This window comes from Kaistia sp. SLG-1 (assembly GCF_059699055.1).
This window is the reverse complement of the sequence record NZ_AP048544.1, coordinates 3,645,115-3,668,508: the sequence shown is the minus strand read 5'-3', so window position 1 is coordinate 3,668,508 and position 23,394 is coordinate 3,645,115. Positions and strand designations below refer to the sequence as shown.

At 68.7% G+C, this 23,394-nt stretch carries 16 protein-coding genes; 6 read left to right on the top strand and 10 right to left on the bottom strand.

From position 1 onward, the window contains the following. Positions 1-79 precede the first annotated feature (79 nt). The gene (locus AC6HZP_RS16830) at positions 80-1,048 is read left to right on the top strand and encodes a trypsin-like serine peptidase (RefSeq protein WP_497523769.1); all 969 of its coding nucleotides are present in this window, start codon (positions 80-82) and stop codon (positions 1,046-1,048) included. A 24-nt stretch (positions 1,049-1,072) separates the two neighbouring features. On the opposite strand, the gene AC6HZP_RS16825 is transcribed toward AC6HZP_RS16830, so the two are convergent. From AC6HZP_RS16825 to AC6HZP_RS16805, 5 genes are all read right to left on the bottom strand, one after another. Then, positions 1,073-1,222, bottom strand: a complete 150-nt coding sequence (locus tag AC6HZP_RS16825) for a YjiS-like domain-containing protein (RefSeq protein WP_244669522.1) — start codon at positions 1,220-1,222, stop codon at positions 1,073-1,075. Between the two features lie 120 nt (positions 1,223-1,342). Then, complete coding sequence (locus AC6HZP_RS16820; RefSeq protein ID WP_497523768.1) at positions 1,343-2,587, bottom strand: MFS transporter; 1,245 nt, start codon at positions 2,585-2,587, stop codon at positions 1,343-1,345. Between the two features lie 230 nt (positions 2,588-2,817). Continuing rightward, entirely contained in the window at positions 2,818-2,970 is a 153-nt protein-coding gene (locus AC6HZP_RS16815) for a DUF3309 family protein (protein WP_201400256.1), read from the bottom strand. A gap of 95 nt (positions 2,971-3,065) precedes the next feature. After that, the gene (locus tag AC6HZP_RS16810; protein ID WP_201400255.1) at positions 3,066-4,304 is read right to left on the bottom strand and encodes an MFS transporter; all 1,239 of its coding nucleotides are present in this window, start codon (positions 4,302-4,304) and stop codon (positions 3,066-3,068) included. Between the two features lie 216 nt (positions 4,305-4,520). Next, positions 4,521-10,706: an apolipoprotein A-IV repeat region-like domain-containing protein gene (locus AC6HZP_RS16805; protein WP_497523767.1), complete on the bottom strand. Its 6,186-nt coding sequence runs from the start codon at positions 10,704-10,706 to the stop codon at positions 4,521-4,523. An 826-nt stretch (positions 10,707-11,532) separates the two neighbouring features. Here AC6HZP_RS16805 and AC6HZP_RS16800 point away from each other — a divergent pair. The 3 genes from AC6HZP_RS16800 (at position 11,533) to AC6HZP_RS16790 (ending at position 13,948) form a co-directional block, all read left to right on the top strand. Then, positions 11,533-11,853 carry a 2Fe-2S iron-sulfur cluster-binding protein gene (locus AC6HZP_RS16800; RefSeq protein ID WP_201400253.1) on the top strand — a complete coding sequence of 107 codons (321 nt, stop codon included), beginning with the start codon at positions 11,533-11,535 and terminating at the stop codon, positions 11,851-11,853. Between the two features lie 144 nt (positions 11,854-11,997). Continuing rightward, complete coding sequence (locus tag AC6HZP_RS16795) at positions 11,998-13,026, top strand: NAD(P)/FAD-dependent oxidoreductase (protein WP_497523766.1); 1,029 nt, start codon at positions 11,998-12,000, stop codon at positions 13,024-13,026. 415 nt (positions 13,027-13,441) lie between these two features. Continuing rightward, positions 13,442-13,948, top strand: coding sequence for a cupin domain-containing protein (locus AC6HZP_RS16790; RefSeq protein WP_497523765.1), 507 nt, complete (start codon positions 13,442-13,444; stop codon positions 13,946-13,948). A gap of 302 nt (positions 13,949-14,250) precedes the next feature. Here AC6HZP_RS16790 and AC6HZP_RS16785 read toward each other — a convergent pair whose 3' ends face one another. From AC6HZP_RS16785 to AC6HZP_RS16770, 4 genes are all read right to left on the bottom strand, one after another. Further along, a complete protein-coding gene (locus AC6HZP_RS16785; RefSeq protein WP_497523764.1) occupies positions 14,251-15,276 on the bottom strand; it encodes a YcjF family protein in 1,026 nt (341 codons plus the stop codon). Next, positions 15,273-16,736 (bottom strand): YcjX family GTP-binding protein, encoded by a 1,464-nt coding sequence (locus tag AC6HZP_RS16780; protein ID WP_497523763.1) that lies wholly within the window; start codon positions 16,734-16,736, stop codon positions 15,273-15,275. Before AC6HZP_RS16780 ends, AC6HZP_RS16785 begins: the two co-directional genes overlap by 4 nt. Positions 16,737-16,846: 110 nt before the next feature. Next, positions 16,847-17,392 carry a SixA phosphatase family protein gene (locus tag AC6HZP_RS16775; protein ID WP_201400247.1) on the bottom strand — a complete coding sequence of 182 codons (546 nt, stop codon included), beginning with the start codon at positions 17,390-17,392 and terminating at the stop codon, positions 16,847-16,849. A 141-nt stretch (positions 17,393-17,533) separates the two neighbouring features. Then, positions 17,534-18,028, bottom strand: a complete 495-nt coding sequence (locus AC6HZP_RS16770) for a hypothetical protein (protein WP_497523762.1) — start codon at positions 18,026-18,028, stop codon at positions 17,534-17,536. A 369-nt stretch (positions 18,029-18,397) separates the two neighbouring features. On the opposite strand from AC6HZP_RS16770, the gene dksA reads away from it, so the two are divergent. After that, entirely contained in the window at positions 18,398-18,814 is a 417-nt protein-coding gene (dksA, locus tag AC6HZP_RS16765; RefSeq protein WP_026304652.1) for an RNA polymerase-binding protein DksA, read from the top strand. Between the two features lie 115 nt (positions 18,815-18,929). Here the strand turns inward: dksA and AC6HZP_RS16760 are convergent, their stop codons facing one another. Next, a complete protein-coding gene (locus AC6HZP_RS16760; RefSeq protein WP_497523761.1) occupies positions 18,930-20,180 on the bottom strand; it encodes a flagellar biosynthetic protein FliO in 1,251 nt (416 codons plus the stop codon). A gap of 552 nt (positions 20,181-20,732) precedes the next feature. Between AC6HZP_RS16760 and cckA the strand changes: the two genes are divergently transcribed. Next, positions 20,733-23,276 carry a cell cycle histidine kinase CckA gene (gene cckA, locus AC6HZP_RS16755; RefSeq protein ID WP_201400244.1) on the top strand — a complete coding sequence of 848 codons (2,544 nt, stop codon included), beginning with the start codon at positions 20,733-20,735 and terminating at the stop codon, positions 23,274-23,276. The last annotated feature ends 118 nt before the right edge of the window (positions 23,277-23,394 follow it).

Genomic DNA, 23,394 nt, shown 5'->3' with positions numbered 1-23,394 from the left:
GAGCGCCCGATGAATTGAGCCAGCTTAACGGCTGGACTACAAGGGCCGAACCGCCCAGCGCGACAAATATGTTTGCGAGATGAAATCCTTGGACGTGCCGGAGGTGACGCAGGGTCGGCCGCATGGCATGGTCTGCGCCATGCGCACGCTCCTTTTCTCGGTCCTCCTCGCCCTTCCCGTCATGGTCGGCACGCCCGTTCTGGCCCGGGCCCTCGAGATCGCCGTCCCGGCGGCGGGGACGCTGATGCGCGATGCCGGCCCGCCGCTTTTCCAGCGCGTCAACATCATCGACGGCAAGGACGACCGCGATTCGCTGCTGACGATCGGTCCGTCGCTCGGGCTGTCGCGCGGCGAGATTGGCCGGATCCGTCAGGTGTCGGGCTATGTGGGCTGCCTGTCGCCGTCGCCCTCGGTGGGATCGGCGGCGCTGTTCCTGACCAACCAGCAGATCCTGACCGCCGCGCACGTCTTCTTCGAGCCCTCGGGCAAGCGGCGCTGGAAATGCTTCTTCCGGCCGCAGAGCCCCGGTGGGCCGATGATCGACCTGGTGGTCGACGACAACACGCAGTTCGGCTCGAAGAAGCCGAAGGCGGGCTCGAACAATGACTGGGCGATCGTCCGGCTGGTCGAGCCGCTCGCCGGCGCGGTGCCGTTTCCGGTCAAGCCCGACGTGCCCGTCCAGAACGGCGACAAGCTGATCGTCATCACGGCGCATCCGGCGGATATGGAGAAGGAAGTCGATCGCGACGTCCCGGTGGCGCAGGGATGCCGCGTGCGGCGGGCGATCGACAAGTCGCGCTCGGCGGCGGCGACCTCGTTCTTCCGTACGGATTGCGACGCGACCGGCGCCTCGTCCGGCGGCATGCATCTCTCGCGCGTCAATGGCGAGCTGGCGTTTCGCGGCATCACGATCACGACCGGCCCGTGGCGTGATCCGCGCTTCAAGGGCGCGCCGTATGACGAGAAGGGCGGCAGCGTCACGACGGCGCTCGGGACCGACGCTGCCATTCTGAGCGCCGGCCGCGCAGTCGCCGCCGGCGGATTCTGATGCGGCGACTCAGCGGTCGACGCATCAACGCTCACGCGCGCCGCTGACATAGAGATCGATTTCCGAACGCGCGACGCCGATATCGGCGAGCATGCGGTCGTCCATCGCCAGCAGCAGGTTGCGGGCATGGCGCTGGCGCAGCCAGCGGGTCAGGCTCGAGGTGGTGCGGGTCATGGTGATTTCTCCTCATCGCCGGTCGGAATGGGCCGGTGAGGCTGAATAGGAGAAAATCGCGCCGCTGGATGTGACCGGCATCACGTTACGGAAGGCTGGTCGGCCGGCGTTGGCCTCGCCTCAGCCGATATGCATCACCGTCGAGCTGGCGCTCTCGGCGCCCTCGAAGCGCGGCAGCAGGTAGATGCAGGCGACGGCGGGCAGCGTGATGACGGCGAAGGCGATCGCCAGCGCCGGCAGGCCGAACTGGATGAACGGCGCCACCAGCGCGGTGCCGATGGTCGGCAGCAGCGTGATCGCCAGCATCAGGGCGGCCGAGCCGCGTCCCTCGTCCGGGGCGGACGCCGCCAGCGACTTGACGAAGCCTACGCCGCCGCGGAGCCCCAGCCCGGCCGTCACCGGCAGCATGATCACAAGCAGGATGACGAGGCTCGAGCCGCCCGCGAGCGCATAGACCAGCAGCGCCACGGCCGACGCGCCGACCAGCAGCGTCCCGATCGTCACCAGCCGCTCCGGCCCCACGCGATTGACGAAGAACCCGGCGAGGTTCGACGTCACGATGAACATGCCCACCATCGCCAGCTGGAACACGACGAACGCATTGACCGAGCTGCCCATGGTCTCGACCATCACATAGGGGGCGCTGAACACGAAGGTGATCAGGCCGCCGAGGATCAGCGAGTGGCTGAGCGCGTAGCGGAGATAGGGACGGTTGCGGAAGAGAGCGAGATAGCTGCCGCGCTGCTGGTCGGGCGCGACGGGCTGGTTCTCGGGCAGCAGCGAGGGCTTCGCCAGGATGACGAGGCCGACCACCGCGCCGATCACGGCGGGGACGATGAAGGCGGCCTGCCAGCCGGAAACGTGCAGCAACCAGGCGCCGATCAGCGGCGCGAGGCCGGGAACGAGCGACTGGATGCTGCCGATGACCGAGACGGCGCGGACGGCGCCCGTCTCGGTGAACAGGCGGCGCAGCATCGGCGCCGGCAGCACGGCCGCGCCGGCCGATGTGGCGCCCTGCACGACGCGGATGGCGTTCAGCGTCCAGATGTCGGTCGAGAAGGCGGCGAGCAGCGAGACGGCGGCATAGGCGAGCAGCGAGCCGCCGAGAAGCAGCCGCGCGTCAAAACGCTGCGCGATGCTGCCGAACAGGATCAGGCCGAGGCTGGAGCCGCCCATATAGGTGGCCAGCACATATTGCGCCGCCTGTGCGTCGCCGCCGAGCAGCGACGGCAGGGCCGGAATCGCCGGCAGCACCAGGTCGATCGACACCATCGTCGCCAGCGTGCCGATGACGAGCACCAGGCAGGCGACCATGCGCTCGCGGGCGGTGTGGCTGTCGACGAGGGTCGAATCGGAAGGGGACATGGCTGGCGCATCCAGGGAAGGGGGACGCGTCTGCTACCGCATGCTGCCGTCAGGCGATAGTGCAAGAATGCCATGAAGGGTGGCCAAGGCCGACCCCAACTACAGGCCCGCGCCTTCGTTCCGGGCGCCCCGTCGCCTCGGTCCTTTCACGGCTTCCGGAAAACTACGAAAGAAACGAACTCCTTCGCGCTTTCCCACGCGACCCGGCATTCGTTCCGTTCGGGAGCAGTCTACAGCCGCCCCATCAGGACGAGGATGAGCAGGATGATCAGGATCAGGCCGAGGCCGCCGCTCGGATAGTAGCCCCAGCCGGAGCTGTAGGGCCAGCTCGGCAGCGCGGCGATCAGCAGGATCACGATGATGATCAGAAGAATGGTGCTCATGTCAGCTCCCCGAATGGTTGCCCCGAATGGTCGCTTCAATTCAATGCCTGAATCGGCCGTTCGGTTCCGGGAAACTGCCTTGAGCGGTCGCCAGTTTAAGGCCGGCCGTCGAGATGGCGGGCGCGGCGCAGGTCGGGGAAGAAGCGGGCCCAGAGCGCGGCGATGGCGACCGTGCCGGCGCCGCCGATGACCACGGCGCTGACCGCCCCGAACACCGCCGCCGACATGCCGGCGCGGAATTCGCCGAGCTCGTTGGAGGCGCCGACGAAGACCATGTTGACGGCGTTGACGCGGCCGCGCACCGCATCCGGCGTCCAGAGCTGGATCAGCGTTTCGCGGATATAGACGCTGACCATGTCGCTGGCGCCCATGACGACCAGCGCGACGATCGACACCCAGACCAGCGTCGACAGGCCGAAGACGATGGTCGACAGGCCGAACACGGTGACGAAGCCGAAGAGCAGCAGGCCGGCATGGTTGCGGATCGGGTTGAAGGCGAGCCAGGCGGCGACCGACAGCGCGCCGATCGCAGGCGCCGCGCGCAGCATGCCGAGGCCCCACGGCCCGACTTCCAGGATGTCGCGGGCGAAGATCGGCATCAGCGCGGTGGCGCCGCCGAGCAGCACCGCGAACAGGTCGAGCGAGATCGCGCCGAGCACGATCTTTTCCTTCCAGACATAGCGGAAGCCGGCGATGACGGTTTCCCAGCTCGCCTTGTCGTTCAGGATCTTCTGGGCCGGCTTCGGCACCATCAGGATGAGGACGGCGCCGAGCGCCATCAGCGCCAGCGCGACCGCATAGGAGGCTTCCGGCGCCGCGCCATAGAGCAGGCCGCCGGTGACGGGGCCGACGATGGTGGCGATCTGCCAGGCGGAGGAATTCCAGGCGATGGCGCTGGCCAGGTCCTTCGGCGGCACCAGGTTGGGCGCGAGCGACTGCTGCGCCGGCCCCATGAAGGCGCGCACGACGCCGAACATCAGCAGGATGCCGAAGACGAATACCACCGTCTCGCTGCCCGAGATCGTGAAGAGCAGCAGGCCGAGCACGCAGACGGCCTCGCCGGCGAGGCAGAGCGCCATGATCAATCGGCGGTTGAAGCGGTCGGCGACCGAGCCGGTGACGAGCACCAGGAGCAGCGCCGGCATGAACTGGACGAGCCCGATCAGGCCGAGGTCGAAGGGATCGCGGGTCATGTCGTAGACCTGCCAGCCGACCGAGACGCTGACGATGTTGACGGCGAAGGTCGCGCAGAGCCGCGACAGCCAATAGAACAGGAAGCCCCGGTGCTGGAAGGCTCCGAAGCTGTGGCGCTTCGCGGTCGATGTGTCAGACATGATGACGGGAGGTCCGGACCTCTGCCGCGCGGGAGGATTGCGGCATGAAAGGGTAGGGCCTGTCTACATCGTCGCCATCGCGCCGGACAATCGCGAATTTGGCCGGATCGGCGCGTGACGCGGGCGTGTGACCTTCTCGCCGCAGCGTAAGATACCCGGAAATGACAAAAGGCGCGGCCGGGGCCGCGCCTTTTGCTGATTTAGGGTCTGTTTCGATCAGTCGAAGCGGCCGCTCGCATGGGCGAGCATGGTGTAGACCTTGCCCGTGTCGGAGACGAGGTAGGCGTTGCTGGCCGACGGATCCTGGCCGCCGCGCTGCACTTCGCCGAGCAGCCGCTCGAAGTCGCCGACATAGCGATCGACCGCCGCCTTGAACTCCGCCTCGCGCTGATACTTGCGGCGGATCTCGTCGAAGGTCTGCTGGCCCGCCAGCGTGTAGAGGCGGCGGGTGAAGACGTTCTTCTCGCCGCGCTGGTGACGCTCCCAGAGATCGGCCGCGGCGCGCGGATCGATCGCCCGGGCGATGTCGCTCGACAGGTTGCCGAGCGAGCCGCCGGCGCTGCCGTTGCGGGCGGCTGGGGCCTCCTCGCGACGCTCGGCCGGGGCCGTGCCGTGGTCTTCGTCACGCGAGGCGCGACGCAGCAGGTCCGAGACCCAGCCGCGCGGCTCCGCTTCCTCGGCGGCCGGTGCGGGCTTCGCCTGGGCGGCGGGCGCCGCCTGCTGGCGAAGCGGGGCCGGCTGCGCGGCTGCGGCGGCGCGGACCGGCTCGGCGGCCGGACGGACCGGAGCCGGACGCTGGGCGGCAGGCGCTGCCACGGCCGGAGCCGGTGCGACGCGGATCGGCTCCGGCGCTGCCTGGCGCACCGGCTGCGGCCGGGCGAAGGCGGCGGCGGTCTGACCGCGCGGAGCCGGGGAGGGCGTGCCGGGGACCGAGACGTCGAGCGACTTGCCGTGCTTGCCGACGATGTCGGAAAGCTCGGTCAGCGCCTTCAGCTGGTCGGTGACGACGCGACGCATGGCGTCGGCGCTCTCGCGGGTTTCCGTCGGCAGCTCGAGCACGCCGCGCTTCAGCTCGTTGCGCGTGACCTCGAGATCCTGCTGCATCTCCTTGGCGGCCGAGCGCATTTCCTCGGTGGCGGCGGAGAACTGCTTGGTCGCCTGGGCGACGACGGCGGCCATGTCGTCCATGAGGGCGCGGTTCGCCTCGCGCACGACATTGGCGGCCTTGAGGCTCTCGTTGCTGGCGGTCGTCTGCATGCCTTCGAGGTTCTCGAGCACGCCCTTGGCGGCGGCCTCGCTCGAACGGGCGAGCATCCGGGCCACTTCGCCGGCGCGATCCTCGGCGTCCTTCAGCGAGGCGCTGACGGTCTCCGTGAAGTTGCGCATCATGCCGTCGAGTTCGGTCGAGCGGGCGGCGAGCGTCGCGGCGAGCTGGTCGAGGGCGACGCGGCGCTGCTCGATCGAGCCTTCGATGTCCGTGTTGGCGGAGGTCAGGCTGCGGGCAGCCTCGCTGAGCGAACGGCCCTGGTCCTCGAAGCGGCCGGCGATGGCGCCGACATTCTCGAGCACGTCCTTGGAGACGTCGCGCAGCATCGCAACCTGCGAAGCGAGCACGGTCGACGAGTTCTGCGTGCCGCCGATGGCCTGCTCGATCGCCTGGGCGAACTCGCCGGTGCGGGTCGCAAGGCCGGTCTCGATCTGGTTGAGATTGTCGGTCGTGCGGGTGAGCAGCGCGTTCAGCATGTCGTTCGACTGCGCCAGCCGCTCGACGATGCCGGCGACGTCGGTGCGCAGGCGCTCGTTGGTCGAGCTGAAGTTCTGCGACACGGTATCGCCGCTCTCGAGCAGGGCGCGGGCGGCCTCGTCGGTGCGCGACAGCACCATCGAGACGATCTCGGAACCCTTCGTGGAGAGCAGGTCGACGATGGTGTCGCCGGCGTTGGCGACGCTGCTGGTCAGCTCGTTGCCGCGGCGGTCGATGGCGGCGACGAGGCGGTTGCCTTCGCCGTCGAGGAGCTGCGCCAGCTCGGCGCTGCGGCTTTCCAGCACTTCGTTGAAGGCGCGGGTCCGCTCCTCCAGCGCGCTGGCGGTGTTCATGGCGCGACCGCCGAGGCTCTGCTCGATCTCCAGCGAAACGCGGGAGATCTGCTCGGCCGCCTCGGAGGAGACGCGCGACAGATGACCGACCGCCTCGGCGCTCGAGGACGACAGCAGGTCGACGGTCGAGGTGGCGACCTGCGACAGGCGCTCGGAAGCCTGCGACGCGGACAGCGTCACCGCCTCGGAGGCGCCGGCCGCCGAACGCGCCAGCGTCTGCGACACGTCGTCGAGCGACTGCGTCAGGGTCTGGCTGGCCTGGGCCGCCGACTGCGAGAAGGCCTGCGCGGCTTCGTCGGCCGAGAGGCGGAGCGCGTCGCTGGTGCTGCTCGAGGCGCTCACCAGGTTTTCGGTCGCCTGCGACAGCGAGCCGACGATCTGCTCGGCGACACGCACCGATTCGCGACCCAGCGTCGAGGTGATGTCGGTCAGGCGGGTCGAGAGGATCTGGTCCATCTGCGTCGCCCGGGCGTCGAAGCTGTTCGCCGCCTCGACCGCCTTTTCACCCAGCGTCTCGTTGATCGTGTGCCAACGCTCGGACAGCATGTCCGACAGCGCCTGCGTCCGGTCGGAGAGGCGGGTCGTCACGTCCGTCAGGCGGCCGTCGATGATCTCGCCGATTTCCGACTGGCCGGTCTGGAACGCCTCGGCGATGTCGCGGGTGCGCTCGATCAGGGTCTGGTTGATCTGGCGCGAGCGGGTGTCGAGGGCGTCGTCGATGCGGCGCGTGTTGCTGTCGAGGGTCTCGGCGACGGCGCCGATCTTCGCCTCGATGGCGTCGCCGAAGCCGGTCAGGCGGTCGGCGAGGGTGGTGTCCATCAGATTGGCGCGGTCGGCGAAGCGGGTGACGAGCTCCGGACCGCGAACCTCGATGATGTCGCGCAGCGCCGCGAAGCGCTCGTCGAGGCCGGTGGCGATGGCGAGTCCGCGATCGTTGATCAGGTCGCCGAAGCGGCTCGACGTATCGACGATCTGGTCGTGGATGTTGACGGCGCGGCTCTCGATCTCGCTGGCGAGGCTCGAACCCGAGGCCGCGATGCGCTCATGCGCCTGCAGGGCCTGGCTCTCGATGTCGCCGATCAGCGTGGCGCCGGAGGCGACGATGCGCTCGTGCACCGCGTTGCCGCGGCTCTCGATCTCGTTGGCGATCTCGGAGCCCGAGGAGAGCACGCGGTCATGCGCGCTGAGCGCCTGGCTGGTGATCTCGTCGGCGAGCGTCGCGCCCGAGGTGAGGATCCGCTCATGCGCGGCGCGGGCCTGGCTGGCGATCTGGTCGACGAGGCCCGAGCCGGAGGTCAGGATTTCCTCGTGCGCCGAACGCGCCTGGCTGGTCAGCTCGCTGAGCAGCGTGTTGCCGGAAGCCAGGAACTGCTGGTGCGTCGAGAGCGTCTGGCTGGCGATGAGGTCGGCGAGCGACGAGCCGGACTCGAGCACCTGCTCATGCGCCAGATTGGCCTGGGCGGCGATGTCGCCGACGAGGGCCGAGCCGGCCGCGACGAGGCGGTCATGCACGGCGCCGGTGCGGCTTTCGATCTGGTTGATCAGGCCCGAGCCGGCGTCGACGACGCGCTGATGCACGGTGGTTGCGCGGCTCTCGATCTCGTCGGCCAGTTCCGTGCCCGAGGCGATAATGCGCTCATGCACGGTGGTGGCGCGGCTCTCGATCGCGTCGGCGAGGTCGGTGCCGGAGGTGACGATCCGCTGATGAACCGAGGTGGCGCGGCTCTCGATCGCATCGGCCAGCTCGGAACCCGAGTCGACGATGCGCTGATGCACGGCCGAGCCACGGCTCTCGATCGCGTCGGCGAGCTCGGTGCCGGAGGCGACGATGCGCTGATGGACGGCCGAGCCGCGGCTCTCGATCACGCCGGCGACGTCGGTGCCGGACGACAGGATGCGCTCCTGCGCCTCGATGGCGCGGCGCTCGATCTCGGCCGAAAGCTCGGTGCCGGAGGCGATGATGCTCTGGTGAACGGCGTCGGCGCGGTCGGTGATGTCCTTGGCGAGCTCGCTGCCCGAGGACAGGATGCGGCCGTGGACGCCCTCGATCTCGTTGGCGAGCTGGTTGCCCGAGGCGACGATGAGCTGGTGGGCGGCTTCCGCGCGCCGCTCGATCTCGCCCGAGATGTCGGTGCCCGAGGCGAGGATGCGCTGATGCACGGCGCCGGCGCGGCTCTCGATCTCGTCGGCCAGCTGGTTGCCGGAGGTGAGGATCTGCAGGTGCGCGCTGTCGGCGCGGTTCGCGATCTCGTCGGAGAAGCGGCTGCCGGAGGCGACGATGCGCTCGTGGATGTCCGTGCCGCGGCTCTCGATCGTCGAGGCGAGCTCGTTGCCGGAGGCGAGGATCTTCTGGTGCACGGCGCTGCCGCGCGTCTCGATCGCGTCGGCGAGCTGCTGGCTCGACTCGATGATCAGGTCGTAGACGGCGGTGCCGCGGCTTTCCATGTTGTCGGCGACCTGGCGACCGGATTCGACGATCCGGTCATGCAGGAGGCCGGCGCGGGAAGCGATCGTCTCGGAGATCTCGTTGCCGGAGGCGATGATGGTCTCGTTGACCTTCAGGCCGCGGACGGCGATCGCCTTGGCGACTTCGCCGCCGACGGTGGCGAGGCGCTCGGTCAGCTCGGCCGAGCGGGCGTCGAACGACTCGTTGACCGCGTTTGAGGCGCCGTCGATGGTTTCGCGAAGCGCCGCCGTGCGGGCCTCGATCAGGTTGGCCATGATGTCGCCGGCGGCCGTCAGGCGATCGGCGAGACCGCTGCCGTCGATGGCGATGGCGTCCTGGATGCGGTCGCCGGTCAGCGACAGGCGCTCGGCCAGATCGCCGCCGCGCGCCGTGATCGTGTCGGCGATGCGGGTGCCGGTCTCGTCGAGCTTCTCGTTGATCTCCTGGCCGCGCAGCGCCAGATCGACGATCAGGCTGTCGGCGTTGGATTTCAGCGCCGCGTTCACTTCGCGGGTGTGCAGCGAGATCGTCTCGGCAACCTGGTTGCCGGTGACCGAGATCGAGCGGGTCATGTCCGCCGTGCGGCGGTCGAGACCCTCGGTCAGCTCGTCGGTGACGCGGGCCAGCGTCTCGTTGACCTCGCGGCCGCGCTCCGCGACGTTCTCGGCCATGGCGCGGCCTGTCGTCTCGAGCGTCTCGTTGATGTCGGCGCTGCGGGCGAGCAGCACGTCGGTGACTTCGACGCTGGTGCGCGAGAGCGATTCGGTCACGTCGGTGGCGGCGCTCGACAGGCGGCTGACAAGGTCCTCGCCGCGAAGCGAGAGCTTGCTGATCATCTCGTCGCCGGCGCTGCCGAGGGCGGAGGTGATGCTTTCGCCGCGGCCGGCCAGCGCCTGGGTGATGCGGTCGCCCGAGCCGATGATGTTGGCGGCGATCTGCTCGCTCGCCTCGCCGAGGTCCTTGGAGAGCGATTCCTGGGCCGACACGATCGAGGTGCGGACGCGCTCGGAATTGATGACGATCGCCTCGCGCTGATTGGCGAGGTCGTCGATCAGGCCGCGCATGCGGACTTCATTGTCGGAATACGAGCGCTCGAGGGCGGCGACCTCGTTATGGACGAGGAGCTCGAGCTCGCTGGCGCGGGCCAGCGCCCGCTCGATGCCGTCGCCCATGGCGGCGACTTCGCGGCGGATCGCCTGGCTGACGGTGACGACCGCCTCGGAGGCGGCGTCCTCGGGCTCGGAGAGGCGCGCGGCGACATCCGAGATGGAGCGCGCGGCGATGCGCATTTCCTGGGCGCGGGCGATCATCATCGCGATGCCCCAGACGATGCCGATCGGCAGCACGAGGGCGAGCGCGATGTTGGTGAACTGGGCCGAGCCGACGGCGCTGTCGCCGGAGAACAGGCTGATATTGGCCGAGGACACATAGGCGGCGATGGCGCCGACCCAGACGACGGAAAGCAGCGTGGCGAGCGGGTAGATCAGGCGCGACGGACGGCGCGCGGGCAGCGAGGCGCCGGCGACGCGGCGATCGTCATTGGCCGGCATGCGGCCGCGGCTCGGCTGGCGGCCGCGCGGGGCGGCGGCGGCCTCTTCGCGGGCCGGCGCGGCGAGGGCGCGGACCGGAGCTGCGGACGGGGCCGCCTCGGGCTTGCGGGGGCTGTCGCCCTTGCGCGGCGCGTCACCCTTGCGGGGAGCGTCCTGCAGCCGGGGCTGTTCGAGGCGCCGGTCGCGCGGGACGACGGGTGCCGCCGTCTTTGGACCGCCGCTCGGCGCGTTGAAATCGATCCGGAGCGCTTCCTCCACGGCGGAGAGCGCTGCATCCGCCGGGTCCTTGGACTTCGGGTTATTCGCCATTTTCTAGCCTCGCGTCCGTACTCGATACTCTGTCGGCCGCTTCGACGGTTTGACCCGCCGAAAGCACGAGGATGCTTCCAGGACACAGCAGGCGCTTGATACATGCGCCAATGCAGCTATGCCCCGTAGATCAGCCCGTCCTCCGACATCGCAATACTGCGCGATGTCCGATCGGCCTTCACACCCTTGCCCGTAGCCTCACCTTTTGGCACATTCGAGGCGGGGGTACAAGAAAGCACGGCTTTCGGCCGTCATTTGTTAACAAGGTATTGACGAACGACTCGGCGACCGGTTCGTGCTCCCGGCTCCCTCCGGTGACGTCGAGTCATGGCTTTCGTTGAGTCAGCTCGCGCGCCGGCAAATCGTTTCGCCTGCTTTTGGATCGAAAATTCTGGCGACGCCGCTCGCCAAGGTGTTTTGTGCCTTGCGAAGAGCGATGAATACCAACGCCGTTCGCTCCATAATTCTTGAGCGCAGAGTCTTCGTGGATCGATCATCTGTCGCTCGACTGGTGTTCGCGGCGCCTGTGCCTCGCCCGTTGCGACGGCGCGAGGCGGAAAGGCCGCCGGTTTTTCTCAGCCCCGGCGGTGGCTTGTTTTCGTTAACGATAAGACCAGATTTCTGGGGGAATCGCGCGGATTGACCCTTGCCGAGGGCGCATGCCGTCTCGCGGCGGCGGTGGTCGCGGGCAGGGCGGGGCGCAGCGGCGGGCTCGTCGAGATCCTGCTGCAAGCGGCCGAGACACATGCGGTCTGACACATGCGGCCTTGGCACGCGCGGCCCATTTCGCCTATAGGGGGCGGACCTTTCCAGCGTTCCGGATCCCATGGCCAAGATCACTTATATTGCCTTCGATGGCACGCCCTACGACATCGAAGCCCGCGACGGCACCACCGTCATGGAAAACGCCGTCCGCAATGCCATTCCGGGCATCGAGGCGGAATGCGGCGGCGCCTGCGCCTGCGCGACCTGCCACGTCTATGTCGACGAGGCCTGGGTCGAGGCAACCGGCGAGCCGGAGCCGATGGAAGAGGACATGCTGGATTTTGCGCAGGACGTGCAGCCGAACTCGCGCCTTTCCTGCCAGATCCGCGTCAAGCCGGAGCTCGACGGGCTGATCGTCCGCATCCCCGAGCGCCAGGGCTGAGAACGCCGGGTCCGACCGGGTCGGTGAGGAAGGTTTTGCTCCGGCGGCGCCGGATGGCAGAACTTTGATGCTTTGCAGCGGCTATCCCAGCCGGTAAACGTCGCGCGCATTCTTTGGCGCGTCCTCACTTGCAACGGAATGACCATGAGCGAAACGATCGAAGCCGATGTCGTCATCGTCGGTGCGGGCCCGGTGGGACTGTTCGCCGTCTTCGAGCTCGGCCTGCTCGATGTCCGTTGCCACCTGATCGACATCCTCGACAAGCCGGGCGGCCAGTGCGCCGAGCTCTATCCGGAAAAGCCGATCTACGACATCCCGGCCTTCCCGATCATCACCGGCGACGGGCTGACGGAGAACCTGCTGGCGCAGATCAAGCCGTTCGATCCCACCTTCCATTTCGGCGAGATGGTCAACGCCATCGAGCGGCTCGAGGACGGCTCGTTCCGCGTCACCACCGATGCCGACAAGGTGTTTCTCACCAAGGTCGTCGTCATCGCGGCCGGCGGCGGCTCGTTCCAGCCGAAGCGGCCGCCGGTGCCGGGCATCGAGGCTTTCGAGGGCAAGTCCGTCTTTTATTCCGTCCGCAAGATGGAAGCGTTCCGCGATCATGACATCCTGATCGTCGGCGGCGGCGATTCCGCGCTCGACTGGACGCTGAACCTGCAGCCGGTCGCCAGGAGCGTCACGCTGATGCACCGCCGCGACGCCTTCCGCGCCGCGCCCGACAGCGTCAACAAGATGCGCGCGCTCGTGGACGCCGGCGAACTGAAGCTGGTCTTCGGCCAGGTGACGGGGCTCGAGGGCGCCGACGGCCAGGTCTCGCACGCCGTCATCACCGACAATGACGACAAGGTGCACCAATTGCCGACGACGCGGCTGCTGCCCTTCTTCGGCTTGACCATGAAGCTCGGCCCGATCGCCAACTGGGGCCTGAACCTGCACGAGAACCTGATCAAGGTCGACACCGAGAAGTTCCAGACCTCGGAGCCCGGCATCTTCTCGATCGGCGACATCAACTGGTATCCGGGCAAGCTGAAGCTGATCCTCTCCGGCTTCCACGAGGCCGCGCTGATGGCGCAGGCGGCGAGCCGCATCGTCTTCCCGGACAAGAAGATCCTGTTCCAGTACACGACCTCGTCGACCAACCTGCAGAAGAAGCTCGGCGTCGCCTGAGGGTTCGGGGCTGAGGAGACCTTTGCAGCATGCTGAAGGTCGCCTTGCAGTTCACGTCCTATGGGCAGGGCACCGTCGCCCCGGCGGAGGCCGGGGCCCATGAACACCGGCCAGGAAATCTTGAGTCGAGAGCTTGGCGTAGCCCTCTGGTCATGGCCCGTGTGTCTGGATCCCGGCCTTCGCCGGGATGACGACGGAGGGGGCACGACCCGAGCAGCCCACCTTCTGCGGCCGGTAGAGGTTCCGTCGCCTTCCTCCGTTCACCCATCGCGGCCAAAACCCTCGCCGCTTGCGGGAGAGGGTTGGGTGAGGGGCTTTCTTCTCCGCCGATGGACAGGCGGGGCGATTTCCAGGATGGACGGGAACCTCGCGCGCGGCATCACCGTTTGCCCCGTTGTTTCAGTCGGAGGTGAGGATGCTTGCCAGCCCCTACCATTTCGCCGATCAGGGCGACGTACCCAACAATCCGGAATTGCCGCTCATTCTCTATCGGGAGGCGCTCGCTGAGGCGCCGGACCGGGCGACGGCGTTCGAGCGGCTGTTCGTCTCGCATGGCTGGGGCGGAACCTGGCGGAACGGCATCTATCCGTTCCACCACTATCACTCGACCGCGCATGAGGTGCTCGGCATCGCCGCCGGCTCGGCCACCGTGCAGCTTGGCGGCGACAAGGGCGAGCGGGTCGAGCTGAAGGCCGGCGACGCGGTGCTGATCCCGGCCGGCGTCGGGCACAAGCGGCTCTCGTCCAGCCCCGATCTTCTTGTCATCGGCGCCTATCCGGTCGGCCAGAAATGGGACCTGATCCGGGCCGACGACGTCGTCGACGGCGCGGCCGTCCGCGCCCGCATCGCGGCGGTGCCGATGCCGGAAAGCGACCCGATCCTCGGCAGCGCCGGCCCGCTCGCCTCGCTCTGGGCGGCGTGAGGGCTTTCCTCCTGCGACTTTCGCGATGCGGCGGGGGAGCGATCGGTCATCGATACCTGTCTGTCTCCTAGAACAAACACCACCATCATCCTGAGGTGCCCGGCGAAGCCGGGCCTCGAAGGAGGGTCCAGAGAACGCCCGTCATGGAGAGGCCGGTTTCGCCGGACTTCGCCTGCAATCCGGAGCGCTCCGCTGGACCCTCCTTCGAGGCTTCGCTGACGCGAAGCACCTCAGGATGATGGTGGTGCGGGTTGATCGGCCTGAAGGGCTGAGAGTTCGGGCTTGCTCGCTGCGGGCGGCCCCTACGCTTCCGGCTTCTTGTCCTTGCCGGCATTCAGCTTGGTGAGCTCGGCCATGAAGTCGGCCATGGCCGGTGGTTTTTCGGCGATGAAGGGCAGGGGGCGGCAGACGTCGATCGCGGCGATGCCGACGCGCGCCGTCAGGATGCCGTTGATCACGCCCTCGCCGAGCCGGGCGGAAAGTCGCGCCGCGAGGCCGTGGCCGAGAATCTGCTGCACGATCGAATCGCCCGCCGCCATGCCGCCGGTCACGGCGAGATGGGCGATGACGGTGCGGGCCAAGCGCAGGAAGCCGAGCGTCCCCGGCCGGCCGCCATAGAGCTGGCCGAGCTGGCGGATCAGCCGCAGCGCGGTGAACAGCACGAAGATCAGGTCGACCGCCGCGCGCGGCGAGATCGCCGTCACCAGCGTCACGCGCTTGGCGGCGGTGAGCACGAGCGTCTGCGCCGCCGCGTCGAGCGGCTTCAGGAGTTCGTGCTCGGACAGGCCGATCAGGTCGCGGCCGTCGATGATCTCGGCGGCGTGCAGTTCCAGCGCGGCGCGGCCATGCGCCGTGTCCGGGCGTTCCTTGTAGAGCGCGGTCAGGTCGCGCACCGTGGCCCGCGCGGCGATGCGGTCGTCGCGGCTCGCGGCGTCGTCGGCCGCCTCGCGGATGCGGGTGATGCGCCGGAGCCGAAGCAGGCCGCCGATCTCGCGGATCGACAGCGCGGCCAGGGCGACCAGCGCCACGGCGGCGACGGCGACCGCGAACCAGCCGAGCCATTCGGCCCGCTGGAACAGGTCGCGGATCAGCTGGTCGACGGCGAGCCCGATGCCGAGCGACAGCAGGATGCCAAGCGCCGAGGCGAGAATGTTGGCCCAGCGCATCGGGCGCGGCGGCTTCGGCGTCGGGGCGGGGAGGTCGGTTTCCTCCGGCTCGGCGATCACCACCGGGCGGTCGCCGGGGCGGTGGGCGATGTCGGGATCGTCGACGACGCGGATCCGGTCGAGCCGGAAGGCGGTCGGCTTGCGCGGCCTGTCGCTCGTCATGCCAGCCGGTCTCCGATCAGGAATTCGAGCGCGCGGTCGAGGCGGATATGCGGCAGCGACAGCGTGATGCCCTCGGCCGTCCGCTCCAGCGCCGGCGGCCGGAAGCGGACGAAGCGCAGCGCCGTCTGGCCGAGTTCGGAAGTTGAGTCAGCGCCTGCAAGGATCGATTCAGGATCGTTCGGCAAGTCCCCGGGAAAGAAGGCGATTTCGGTTTTGCCATCGAAGGTCTCGCCGTCGATCGTCTCGCCGGCGAGCGGCGTTCCGATGATCGAGGGCAACTTTTCCGAGTCCTCGATGACGACGCCTTCGCGTGTCGCCCGCACCGAGGCGAGCGCCGCCACCTCGACCCGCGCGCCGGCGGCCGAGGCGCGCTCGATCGCCGGCGCCAGCAGGCGGGCGAGGATCGCCTCCAGCCGGTCGTGGTCGGCGTGGTGCAGGTGGTCGGCCTTGGTGGCGCCGATCAGGATGCGGTCGATCCGGTGCGTCAGCAGGCTGGCGAGCCAGGAGGTCGAGCCCGGCCGGTAGCAGCCGAGGATCTCGGTCAGCGCGGCGCCGAGATCGGCGACGGCGGCGGGGCCGGCATTGAGCGCGTTCAGCGCGTCGACCAGAACGATCTGCCGGTCGAGCCGGGCGAAGTGATCGCGGAAGAACGGCTTCACCACCACGGATTTATACGCCTCGTAGCGGCGCGCCATCATCCGGCCGAGCGAGCCGGGCGGCGCGGCGGCGGCCGCCTCGGGCAGCGGCGCGAAGGTGAGCGCCGGCGAGCCCTCGAGATCGCCCGGCATCAGGAAGCGGCCGGGCGGCAGGGTCGAGAGCGCGTTCTCGTCGGCGCGGCAGGCGCGCAGGTAGCCGGTGAAGAGCGCCGCGAGCTCGCGCGCCACCGCCTCGTCCTCGGGCGCTGCCGGATCGATGGTCTGGAGCCGCGCCAGCCAGGGGGCGGCGGCGGCACGGCGGGCCGGGCTCTCCGCCATCGTCAGCGCCTCGCGCGACCATTGCGCGTAGTCCTTGGCGAGCAGCGGCAGGTCGAGCAGCCATTCGCCGGGATAGTCGACGATGTCGAGATGCAGCTTTCCCGGTCCGAAGCGCTGCTTGAAATAGGAGGCGGATTCATAGGCAATGGTCAGCCTGAGCTCGCTGATCCGGTAGGTCGAATCCGGCCAGATGCGCTGGTCGACCAGAGCGCGGACATGATCTTCGTAGTCGAAGCGCGGCACGTCGTCGTCCGGCTGCGGCTCGAGCTTGGCGCCGGTGACGCGGCCGGACGCGTAGGAGCGAAACAGCGGCAGGCGGCCGCCATGGACGAGATTGTGCACCAGCGCCGTGATGAACACCGTCTTGCCGGCGCGCGCCAGCCCGGTCACGCCCAGCCGGACCGTCGGCGAGACGAGGTCCGCGGCGCGGTCGCCCAGCGTCGAGAGGGCGAGGCGCGCTTCGTCAGTCAGCGTGGTCAGCTTCAAGGGTCCCGTTCCTGGCCGCTCGGTCGTGGTGGCGCATCGGGTCGACGCGCCATCCCGGCCGATGAGCCGGCCGCGTCCCATGTAGGCACGGCACGCGGACGGCAAAAGACCTATTCGTCGTCGATGGCCGGCTCGCCGCCGACCAGCTCCAGCTCGCGCGGGCGGAAGAAGGCGACGACGCGGCCCGTGCGGGGGCGCAGCTCCGACCATTTGTGGATGTCGAAATCGATGACGGCGAGGCCGGCGGTCGGGAACTTGGCCCCGATCTCCTCGCGCAGCGCCGGGTTGCCGCTGCCGATCAGCTCCAGCGCGGTATCCTGCAGGGTCGGGTTATGGCCGATCAGCATCAGGTTGCGGGCATTGCCGCCGAGCGCGCCGACGCAGTCGATATAGGCGTCGGCGGAAACCTCGTAGAGATCGCGCGTGATGCGGATTTCGAGATTGCTCGGGATCATCGGCAGCAGGCCGATCAGCGTCTCGCGCGTCCGCCTCGCCGAGGAGCAGAGGATGCGGTCGGGCGTGAGGCGGTGGGCGGCCAGGTGCTCGCCGATCATCGTCGCCGCGCGCCGGCCCCGTGGCGCCAGCGGCCTGTCGAAATCGGCAAGGCCGGCCACGTCCCAGGCCGATTTCGCGTGACGAAGCAGAAGAAGGCGCATGGCGATCGCATCGTTCCCTGTTGCGGGGCTTCTGGTTTTCCGGGCCTGCCCGGCTGGCGATACGCTGACACGGCTGCGGGCCGACTGCAATCGGCGTGATCGCCGCTCCCGAAGGGGCGCGGGCAAGGGGGCGGGAGGGGCTCAGCCGGCGGCGGCCCGCGCCAGCCTCGGGTCGCGAATGACGGGCGCCGGGGCGGCGGGGATCGGTCGCGCCGGCGCGACCGGCGGCACCGCGGGCGGCGCGACGGCGGAGGCGGCCCGGGCGGTGGCGAGCGCGGCCATGTCGATCCGGAGCACGGCGCAGAACTGCTCGTGCAGGCGGCGAAGCCGGGCGACGGATCCCGGCAGGAAATGGTCGAGCTCGTTGCCGACGGCGCCGATGCGGCCGAGCTCGTCGATGTAGCGGCGGGCATAATGTCCCTGGCGCGCCTCCAGCTCTGCGGCGGCGATCGCTTGACCCTTGCGCAGCAGCGTCGTCTCCGCCTCGATCATCTGCAAGAGCGCCTCCATCGTCGCCTCGATGCTGGCGCAGACGCGGATGGCGTCGTCGCGCCCCCGGACGGCGGGCAGGGCGCCTTGCGGATCGGCGTTTCGATCCGGCTGGCGCAGGGCATTCTGCGGACGGGACTGGCTCACGGACGGCTTCCTCGGTCAGCCGCGCGAAGGCGCGGATCGGTCAGGGGCGTCGCCGATGGCAGCGGCGCTGAAACAGCCCGCTCATTCAATCATCGTTAACATTAACGAAGTTTTACCTTCCGTTGCGTTAATGCCACGCGGGCGCGACAGGACCTGCTCGCCGCTCCCGCCTTTCCGCCATTTTCGGGCCATTTGGGGAAGCGCTGGAATATCAAAAGCTTGCGCGAAAGCGTTTTACGAAATGTGGCTCCTTGAAGGCATCCGAACACCGTTAATTCGGCCTTCTCACAAAGAAGGGCGCGACCAGTTGTCCTAAGGGTGTCGCATCGCTATATTCCGCGCCGAAATGCCATCGAGCAGGGGTCATTCATGACGTTAGATACCCTTGAAGCGTATCGGCCTACGGAAGCCGAGCCCTTCATGAACGAGCGGCAAAGGGAGTACTTCCGCAAGAAGCTCCTTGCCTGGAAAGACGATATTCTCCGGGAGTCCCGGGAAACGCTCCAGCATCTCCAGGACGAGAACGTCAACCATCCGGATCTTGCAGACCGTGCTTCTTCGGAGACGGATCGTGCGATCGAATTGCGGGCGCGGGATCGCCAGCGCAAGCTGATCGCCAAGATTGATGCCGCGCTGCAGCGGATCGAGGATGGCAGCTACGGCTACTGCGAGGAAACGGGCGAGCCGATCAGCCTCAAGCGTCTCGACGCCCGGCCGATCGCAACCCTTTCGATCGAGGCGCAGGAACGCCACGAGCGGCGTGAGCGCGTCTACCGCGACGAATAGACTCCCGGACCATATCCAAAAATGACGAAGGGCTCGGAACCACCGGTTCCGCGCCCTTCTTCTTGAATGGTCCCTCGCGGGCCGCTGTGGCGACCCGCTTCCGGTGCTTTGGGTATCAGCCCTTGCGCGAGCCGGAGATTTCGCCGAGCAGGCGCGCCATCTCCTTTTCGAGGTCGCCGACCGCCGAAGGCGCGTTGGCGGACGTCTCCTCGTCGGGCAGCGGCTGCTCCTCGACGAAGTCCTCGGCAATGACGACGGGCTCGTCCTCGGGCTGCGGCGGCTCGACCGGCGGCGCGGAACGCACGCTCTCGGCGCCGACGTCGAAGATGGGCTCGAACCGGGCGAGACGCTCGGCCTCGTCATCCAGTCCGGCGAACGGATCGGCAGCCTCGACCGGCGGAGCGGGCGGGATCGGCGCGCGGCGGGGCGCGGCGCGCGGGCTGTCGAAATTCGCGCTGAACGGCGCTTCGGCGGAAGCCGGCGGCACGGCGCCCGGCGCGACGGGCGTCTGCTGCGAGCCGAGCAGCGGGCGCGGGTCATAGGGGCGCTGGCGCTGGCCGATCGGGCGACCCTCGATCGGCTCGGCCGGCGGCGCCTGGCGCGGCGACGGCACGGGCTGGGGCGGCGCGGACTGTATCGGCGCGGACTGGATCGGCACGGGCGGCTGCGGCACGTCGGCCGTGGTCGGCGTATGCCGGGGCCGGTTGCCGGACAGGAAGCTCGGGAAGCCACGGCCGGTGCGCGGCTCGGGCGCCGGGCGCTGCGGCGGCGTGACACGCGGCGAAGGCGCGTCGAACGCCGGTTCGGGTTCCGGCTGGGCGTAACGGGCTTCCTGGGCGATCTCGGCCGGTGCTTCGGCGACGGGCTCGAAGTCCGGCTGCTGGCGCAGCGCGGGCTCCGGCTGCGCCTCATAGGTCGGGATGTCGGCGACCGGCTGCGGCTCCGGGCGGCGCGGCTCGGGCTGGCGGGGCGCCTCGGGGGCGACGCGGCCATTCTGCTGCGGCGGCGCTGCCGGGCGGGCCGGGGGCTCCTGCCGCAGCGGCTCGAGGCGGCGCGCCGGCGGCTGCGCGCGCTGGATGCCCGGCTCGACGACGAGGTCGGACGGGCCGCCGATCAGGATCAGGTGCTCGACATTGTCGCGGCGGACGAGGACCAGCCGGCGGCGCGGATCGAGCGGCAGTGCGTCGAGCACGGCGAGGCGCGGCTGGCGGCCGCGTGCCGGGCTGCTGCCGAGGCGGCCATTGGTAAAGAGGCGGATCAGCCAGAAGACCAGCAGGATCGCCAGAAGAATCACGACCAGCGTGATCACGAACTGGGCAATGGTCGCGCCTGTGTCGCCGAACATTGGCGCCAGATAATCGTGCATCTTATTCTCCCGACTTCCGATTCCGGTTCAGCCCGCCGATTTCGGTTCAGCCCGCAACGAGGCGTCGAAACGGACCGAGCCTGGCACTCTCCGTGCCTGAAAGCTCGACTCCCTGCTTATTCGACGTTTTTCGTGCGTGCGCTAGGCCTTGGCAACCCCGCAGCGCGGATCTGATCCATCAATCCCCTGGTGGCGTTAAGAATTCATTGACCATGAGTTTGGCAGAATCCAGTGGATTCGCGTTCTCGTTGTGCGCAATTCGCAGCGTTAGGCCGCGAAAAGCGCATCTCCGGGCGTTGGTTAGGGGGTGAGCTGGCCGATTCCAAGGCAAATGCCGTGATTTGTCGAAGGGCGGCGGCGGGGCGGGCCGGGCTGCGAACGGGGCGATTTTACCGTCCGCGTTGAATTCGGGTGTGATCCTCCGCATTCTGCCTGATACATGCGGCGAACAGCGATTCTTCGCCAGAAACAAGAATTCGCCAGGACCGAGAGCAAGATGGGGCAGACCGGGGTGCAGGGGTTGATGCCGCGCATGTCGGGCCGCGTGACGGAATGACCGAAAGCAACAACCAGAAGCCGTCACGCCGAGCGCTCGTCGATCGCGCCGACCGTCCGACCGGCATCGGCCGGCTGCTCGTGCTGGCCTGCTGCCTCGTCGGCGCGGCGCTCGCCTTCGCGTTGCTGCCGCCGGCGGCGGCCGAGCCGTTCATCTTCGCCCTGCTCGGCCTTCTCGCTGTCGTCGGCGTGTTCACGCTGTTCGCGGCGGCGATCGGGCTGCTGCGCTTCAGCGGCCGCTCGCCGCGCGACGAGCTCGCCCGCGGCTTCATCGATTCGATGGCCGAGGGCATGCTGATCACCGATCGCGACGGCCGCATCCTCTATGCCAACGCCGCCTATGCCGACCTGATCGGTGCCGACGAGGTCAAGGACGTGCGCGTCGTCGAGCGCGTGTTCTCGTCCGACCAGGCGGCGAGCGAGGCGATCTACCGGCTGTCGCAGTCGATCCGGCAGGGGCGCGCCGCGGTCGAGGAAGTCCGCATGCCGAGCCCGCTGGCCGGCCCCGCCTCCGGGCCGCCGCGCTGGTACCGCATCCGCGTGCGCGCGGTGCGCAGCGGCGACGATGCCGACCGGCTGCTGACCGCCTGGCAGGTTTCCGACGTCACGCAGGACCGCGCCCAGCAGGAGACGGTCTTCCAGGACCTGCAGCACGCGATCGACTATCTCGATCATGCGCCGGCCGGCTTCTTCTCGGCCGAGCCGGATGGCCGGATCGTCTATCTGAATGCGACGCTGGCCGACTGGCTCGGCATCGACCTGACCTTCTTCAAGTCGGGCACGCTGATGCTGGCCGACATCGTGCGCGGCGACGGCGCGGCGCTGCTCTCGATCGGCCGCGAGAGCGCCAGCGAGACGCGCACCGAGACCATCGACCTCGATCTCGTCAAGCAGAACGGCCAGAGCCTGCCGGTGCGGCTGCTGCATCGCGTTCCCTTCGCCGGCGACGGCGCGCCGGGCGCGACGCGGACCGTGGTGCTCAATCGCGGCCCGGGCGAAGAGCTTTCGGAGGCGCTGCGCGCCGCCGAGGTGCGCTTCACACGCTTCTTCAACCACACGCCCTTCGCCATCGCCTCGATCGACAAGTCTGGCCGGATCGGCCGCACCAACGCGCCGTTCGCCCGCCTGTTCGGGCCGATCAAGTCGGACGGCGGCAGCCGCTCGCGCCTGATCGACCTCGTCGCCGAGGCCGAGCGCCCGGCGCTGGAAGCCGCGCTCGAGACCGCCGCCGGCGGCCGCAGCGAGATCGCGCCGGTCGACACCACGATTCCCGGCCATGGCGAACGCAGCGTCCGCTTTTATGTCTCGGCGGTGGACGAGGACGCCAACGATCGCGAGATCGCCACCGTCTACGCGCTGGAGACGACGGAGCAGCGGGCGCTGGAGCTGCAGTTCGCGCAGAGCCAGAAGATGCAGGCGATCGGCCAGCTCGCCGGCGGCGTCGCGCACGACTTCAACAACGTGCTGACGGCGATCATCGGCTTCTCCGACCTCCTGCTCGCCAACCACCGGCCGAGCGACCCGTCCTTCCAGGACATCATGAACATCAAGCAGAACGCCAACCGCGCCGCCGGCCTGGTGCGGCAGCTGCTGGCGTTCTCGCGCCGCCAGACGCTGCGCCCGCAGGTGCTGGCGATGGGCGACGTGCTGTCGGATCTCTCGATCCTCTTGGAGCGACTGCTCGGCGAGAAGGTCAAGCTTCAGCTCGTGCACGGCCGCGACGTCTGGCCGATCAAGGCGGATCTGAACCAGTTCGAGCAGGTCGTCATCAATCTCGCGGTGAACGCGCGCGACGCCATGCCGAAGGGCGGCACGCTGACGATCCGCACCCGCAACGTGACGCCGGAAGAAATCCCGGATTTCCACTACAAGCCGCTGCCGCCGGCCGACTACGTCCTGATCGAGGTCCAGGATACCGGCACCGGTATTCCGCCCGAAGTGCAGTCGAAGATCTTCGAGCCGTTCTTCTCGACCAAGGATGTCGGCAAGGGCACGGGCCTCGGCCTCTCGACCGTCTACGGCATCGTCAAGCAGACCGGCGCGCACATCTTCTTCGACAGCGAGACGGATGTCGGCACGACCTTCCGCATCTTCGTGCCGCGCCATGTCCCGGCTATCTCGGCCAAGCCCGAGGCCGTGGCGGAGAAGCCGCCCGAGATCGCCGATCTGACCGGCAGCGCCAGCATCCTGCTGGTCGAGGACGAGGAGGCCGTGCGCAGCTTCGCCGCCCGCGCGCTGACCTCGCGCGGCTACACCGTGCATGAGGCGACCTCCGGCGTCGAGGCGCTGGAGATCATGCGCGAGACCGGCGGCACGATCGATCTCGTCGTCTCCGACGTCGTCATGCCGGAGCTCGACGGCCCGTCGCTGCTACGCGAGCTGCGCAAGGAGCGGCCGGATCTCAAGATCATCTTCGTCTCCGGCTATGCCGAGGACGCCTTCGCCCGCAACCTGCCGGACGGCGAGACGTTCAACTTCCTGCCGAAGCCGTTCTCGCTCAAGCAGCTGGCGACGGCGGTCAAGGAAACGCTCGGCCGGTAGTCGCGCCTTCGAGCCCTCGCGGGCCACGGCAAATCCGTGTCCTGCGAGCGCTGCGAACGCCGCGCTTGCCAAGCCGCGCGCGGCCGCCGAAAATGCCGGTTCAGATCCTAAACTTGGA

Coding starts and splice junctions, on each gene's coding strand:
- AC6HZP_RS16830 (WP_497523769.1), top strand. CDS start 80: ATGAAATCCTTGGACGTGCCGGAGGTGACGCAGGGTCGGCCGCATGGC.
- AC6HZP_RS16825 (WP_244669522.1), bottom strand. CDS start 1,222: ATGACCCGCACCACCTCGAGCCTGACCCGCTGGCTGCGCCAGCGCCAT.
- AC6HZP_RS16820 (WP_497523768.1), bottom strand. CDS start 2,587: ATGTCCCCTTCCGATTCGACCCTCGTCGACAGCCACACCGCCCGCGAG.
- AC6HZP_RS16815 (WP_201400256.1), bottom strand. CDS start 2,970: ATGAGCACCATTCTTCTGATCATCATCGTGATCCTGCTGATCGCCGCG.
- AC6HZP_RS16810 (WP_201400255.1), bottom strand. CDS start 4,304: ATGTCTGACACATCGACCGCGAAGCGCCACAGCTTCGGAGCCTTCCAG.
- AC6HZP_RS16805 (WP_497523767.1), bottom strand. CDS start 10,706: ATGGCGAATAACCCGAAGTCCAAGGACCCGGCGGATGCAGCGCTCTCC.
- AC6HZP_RS16800 (WP_201400253.1), top strand. CDS start 11,533: ATGGCCAAGATCACTTATATTGCCTTCGATGGCACGCCCTACGACATC.
- AC6HZP_RS16795 (WP_497523766.1), top strand. CDS start 11,998: ATGAGCGAAACGATCGAAGCCGATGTCGTCATCGTCGGTGCGGGCCCG.
- AC6HZP_RS16790 (WP_497523765.1), top strand. CDS start 13,442: ATGCTTGCCAGCCCCTACCATTTCGCCGATCAGGGCGACGTACCCAAC.
- AC6HZP_RS16785 (WP_497523764.1), bottom strand. CDS start 15,276: ATGACGAGCGACAGGCCGCGCAAGCCGACCGCCTTCCGGCTCGACCGG.
- AC6HZP_RS16775 (WP_201400247.1), bottom strand. CDS start 17,392: ATGCGCCTTCTTCTGCTTCGTCACGCGAAATCGGCCTGGGACGTGGCC.
- dksA (WP_026304652.1), top strand. CDS start 18,398: ATGACGTTAGATACCCTTGAAGCGTATCGGCCTACGGAAGCCGAGCCC.
- AC6HZP_RS16760 (WP_497523761.1), bottom strand. CDS start 20,180: ATGCACGATTATCTGGCGCCAATGTTCGGCGACACAGGCGCGACCATT.
- cckA (WP_201400244.1), top strand. CDS start 20,733: ATGACCGAAAGCAACAACCAGAAGCCGTCACGCCGAGCGCTCGTCGAT.